This window comes from Wolbachia endosymbiont of Pentalonia nigronervosa, assembly GCF_014534705.1.
GTDB lineage: Bacteria > Pseudomonadota > Alphaproteobacteria > Rickettsiales > Anaplasmataceae > Wolbachia.
Window position 1 is genome coordinate 1 of the sequence record NZ_JACVWV010000078.1, and the last position, 4474, is coordinate 4474.

At 34.4% G+C, this 4474-nt stretch carries 3 protein-coding genes; 2 read left to right on the top strand and 1 reads right to left on the bottom strand.

Translation table 11 applies throughout. The features are described from left to right. Positions 1-136: 136 nt before the first annotated feature. Positions 137-751 carry a type IV toxin-antitoxin system AbiEi family antitoxin domain-containing protein gene (locus IC220_RS06160; protein ID WP_188153608.1) on the top strand — a complete coding sequence of 205 codons (615 nt, stop codon included), beginning with the start codon at positions 137-139 and terminating at the stop codon, positions 749-751. Further along, a complete protein-coding gene (locus tag IC220_RS06165; protein ID WP_188153609.1) occupies positions 748-1536 on the top strand; it encodes a nucleotidyl transferase AbiEii/AbiGii toxin family protein in 789 nt (262 codons plus the stop codon). Before IC220_RS06160 ends, IC220_RS06165 begins: the two co-directional genes overlap by 4 nt. A 722-nt stretch (positions 1537-2258) precedes the next feature. On the opposite strand, the gene IC220_RS06170 is transcribed toward IC220_RS06165, so the two are convergent. Next, a complete protein-coding gene (locus IC220_RS06170) occupies positions 2259-4358 on the bottom strand; it encodes an AAA family ATPase (protein WP_188153610.1) in 2100 nt (699 codons plus the stop codon). Between the last annotated feature and the right edge of the window lie 116 nt (positions 4359-4474).

Genomic DNA, 4474 nt, shown 5'->3' on the forward strand with positions numbered 1-4474 from the left:
TAAGCACTTCTTTTCTAAAAAAGAGGTTTTATCGGTACTAAATATCACTTCCCATCAGTTTAGATTTCAAGTCTACAGACTTGCTGAAAAAAGAGTTTTAAAACCTCTAGTCCGAAACTTTTTTATGATTGTACCCATGGAATACAAACACCTAGGATCATTACCTCCTCATTGGATCGTTGATTCTCTAATGCAACATCTAGGACAAGAATACTATATTGGCCTTTTAAGTGCTGCTTCCTTATATGGCGCTACTAACCAACAACCTATGTCCTTCCAAGTCATTACTAATAAGGAGAGAAGAAATATCGAGCTTGAGAGAGGTCTGATCGAATTTCATTGCTATAAAAATTGTTTCTCTGCAGCAAAAGAACAACTTACTTTACCAACGGGATATGCAAAAATTTCCTCTCGGGAACAAACTTTATTAGATCTTGTCCGCTTCTACACATCATGTGGATATTTGAGTAATGTTGCAACAGTCGTCAAAGACCTATCTAAGGAATGTAGAACACAGCTACTAGCTAAAGTAGTACGAAATGAAAGTACAGACTCAGTGTTACAAAGACTTGGGTATATTCTTGAATCTACAGGTTACCATAGTATGGCATTAGTTGTTGAGCAGCAATTAAAAAGCAGGAGGATACAATTTATTCCTCTACGTCCTGACTTTCGTGTTAATAGTGATAATTGTCAGCGTGCAAATCGTTGGAAGCTGTTAATTAATGATGTGCTTGAAATTGAAAAATGATACCTAGACGCTTTATTCAAGAATGGTCGAAAGTAGTACCTTGGCAAGAGCCTAGACAAATTGAACAGGATTTAATTATTAATAGTGCTTTGCTGAAGCTTTATAATCATAGTGAGTTAAAAAAATCTCTTGCACTTCGTGGTGGTACAGCTTTAAATAAACTGTTTTTTGAGCTACAGTCAAGATATTCAGAAGATATTGATCTCGTGCAGGTAAATGCAGAGCCTGTAGGACATACAATTGATTGTATCAGAACAGTTATGGATCTATGGCTTGGAAAACCTAATAGAAGTTTTTCTGATGGACTTGTTACACTTAGTTACCGTGTAGTGAGTGACGATGGTTTTCCCATAAGACTTAAGATTGAAATTAATACCAGAGAGCATGTTTCTATTCTTGGCTTTTCTGACCATTTATTTAGTAGTAAGTCTTCTTGGGTCAGTGGCTCTGTTACTATTTTAACATTTCAAATTGAGGAACTATTGGGTACAAAATTGCGTGCACTATATCAAAGACGTAAGGGAAGAGACTTGTATGATTTGTACGTAGCACTTACAACTATACATAGCCTTGATATAGAGAAAATAATACATTGTTTTTACTCATATATGAGGCTTAACAATACCAAAGTATCGAAAAGTACATTAATAAAAAATGTGGAAATGAAGCTTAAGAATAAGGAATTTTACGGAGATATGTTACCGTTATTACCACACAAACATGCAGCACTTGACCTTAATTTAGTCTACAGCTATGTACATGATAAGTTATTTATGAAACTGTAATATTAATTGGCTGTGACAACACCTTTGAAGTTTTTCTTTTCAACTAACAAAAAATGTGGTAGAGTATAATAGGGTTTCTTGTAAAAATAAAGTTAGAGTAAAGAGTAACTCAGATATGCCTTTTATTCAAGTTTTAATAGTGCCTACGTTAGCGATAGGGGTATGGATGGTATTTTTTATACCTTGAAGTTATACCTAGCTTAAAAACGTGTTTTCTAGCCTTTTCTTAAGAAATCCTTAAAGAATAATTGAGGGGTATCTTTTATTCATCTTTAGACGTGATTTATATTAGCGATATGGATATATTTCTCTTTATCCATAAAGTTCTAGAACTACTTAAAAACATTAATGGTCATGATTTTCATGTTAGGTGCCATTTGGTTAAAATGTATATATTACACACTACTGATGTAATATATTATATATAGGGGAATTTGCCATTTGACATTTTGGCTGAAACTCTTCCATTTATGCACCTTTTAAGCTAATTGGTAATTTTGCCAAATGAAATTTTATTTGCCATTTGAAAATAGTGTAAGATATTGATTTTCTTGCTTTTTCTTTAATAATTCATTTGGTTATCTGGTAATTTTGCCAAATGATTTTGCATTTTGAAGAGTGTTTAGTTAATAAATATACTAATATGGTATAACATTAATTCTTGCTATACTTGTTTTATGACAATCTAAAAACAATTAAAAAGGTATAATCTGTGAAACACTTTACCATAAATTATTCGTGCCCTTAATAGGTAATACTTTACCATTTGCCTCCAAATAATGATGTGTTGGCTTTACTAATTTGTATTCTACCTTACCTTCTATGCAAATCTTTGTCTCCATATCTTTTACACAAAGAAATCCATATTTAGAGTTAGTATTTGCTATTCCATATTCTTCAGCATTACGAAAGAATTTTATTTGCCCGAGAGTTGCAAGATGATCAATTCTTCCCCTTATATTGCGATCACTACCAAGTCCTTCTTCTCCTTCAAAACTTCTTGCAAATTGTGCTGCAGTATAAATTTTGCCTTGATATGCCATTCTACGAATTAGATTCAAGATAACTTCATGTTTTCTCTCGCGTTCTAAATCTAACTTTTCGCTATATTGTCCTCTTACCATTGGTTCTGAACCTAAAGCTAAATCATCGTGTGCAAATGCACCGTTTTCCCAACGCATAACTATCTTTTCATCATTGCTCTGCGAATAATTGGACTTTTTTCGAGATAAAATTCTATCATCAGGTGAAACACCAGCTTTTTCCGGCCTGGTTAAATACCATCTAGATCTTACAGTATTATTCCATGCTGTTGAACCTCCTGTACCTGTTTTCCTTTGTATTCCAACATCAGAAGGATGCATACATAACAATACTGCACCATCAATTTCTCTTGCTATTCGTGCACAACAATTCTGAATGAAATTTCTTACTTGTGTACGATTGTTTTCATTTCCATCAAATAAGTCTGCTGCTGTATCTAATACAACAAGTTTTGGTTGAAATGCTTTGATATCCTCAAGCAAGTCATGGAAAAAAGATGTTAATTTACCTGAATCTTTGCTGTTAAAATCCATTAACCTATTGTCTTCTCCTACTCTTGTCATCATACGTATTTTCTCTTCAAGTGAATAACCTTTTACACGATAAAAATGGTTAATAGCATGTTGACGACGTGTAAGCTCAAGTCTATCATCCTCACAAAACAAAGCATAAACTTTAATAGGGTTTAAATTGATACCAAGCCATGGCTTACCCGCTGCAAGTGCTGTAATTAGTTGTTGAACAAGAAGAGATTTTCCAACTCCACCATCACCATAAAGAGCAGAGACATAACCTGAAGGCAGCCAATCCTGTACTATCCACTCTCTCTTTGGGGGCATGTCGTCGGTTTTTGACATACTGATTAAGTTAGGAGTTAACTTATTAGGAATTAATTTACTTGGAATATAGCAAATTCCTGTTTGAAGAAACTCCTGAAATTTAAATCCTTCTACAATACCATCAGCAGCATCCCAACCCTTTGGTTTATCTTGCGGAATTTCAAGAATAGCAAGTGATGCAACCCCTATTTCTAAAAGCTTTTTCTCAGCATTTTCAGCATACTTCTTACCTGCCTCATCATTATCTGGCCAAATAATAATATGCTTACCCTTAAGTGGAGTCCAGTCTGTTTTATCAATTATAGCGTTTGCTCCTGACATAGCTGTTGTTGCTGTAATACCTTGCTCCATTAATGCTTCTGCACACTTTTCACCTTCGACCAGAACAACTTCATCAGACTTTAAAATTCCTGGAATGTTGTACAGTGGTCTTATGTTAGGTGCTTCATAACTCAACGTTTTAGCATTAAAAGGACGATATTCTTTTTTTCTTCCTGGAGGATCAAAACGGTAGACTGTGACAATAACTTGATTATTTTCATCGTAATAATTCCAGCTACCAGTAATATATTTCTCTAAATTTTTGCACTCTTTGGTACGCTTTACTCCAAGCCACTCAGCTATAGAAGCCATTACTTCAGGAAAATCTGTCCTGGCATCTTTTCTATGTACTGCTGCCCAAAGATCGATTATATCACCGCCTTCTTTTGTTGCAAAATCATGCCATAGGCCAACTTTACTGCCAGTTAACTCCACTATCATACTCTTTCCCTCGTTACCTTGCACATCACCTACATAAAACTTATCACCGCGAAAAACTCCTCTTGGCAGTAAGTAGGAAAGACAAGATCTAATATTTTGTAGAAGATGTGCTTTCAAAACTGCCGTTTCTTCTATTGAGAAGTGGCTTTGAGAAGTAGCATTGTGTGAGGTATTCATAAAAAACTCTCCTTTTTGGTTCCCTTATTAGTATTAGTTCAATATTTGTTGGAAAAATGTTCATCACAGGAGAGAACGTTCATAAGGCTTTAAAAAAAAGTGAACATATTTTAGAA

Excerpts from the sequence above, each read along its gene's own strand:
- IC220_RS06160 (WP_188153608.1), top strand. The coding sequence starts at position 137 with ATGGAATACAAACACCTAGGATCATTACCTCCTCATTGGATCGTTGAT.
- IC220_RS06165 (WP_188153609.1), top strand. The coding sequence starts at position 748 with ATGATACCTAGACGCTTTATTCAAGAATGGTCGAAAGTAGTACCTTGG.
- IC220_RS06170 (WP_188153610.1), bottom strand. The coding sequence starts at position 4,358 with ATGAATACCTCACACAATGCTACTTCTCAAAGCCACTTCTCAATAGAA.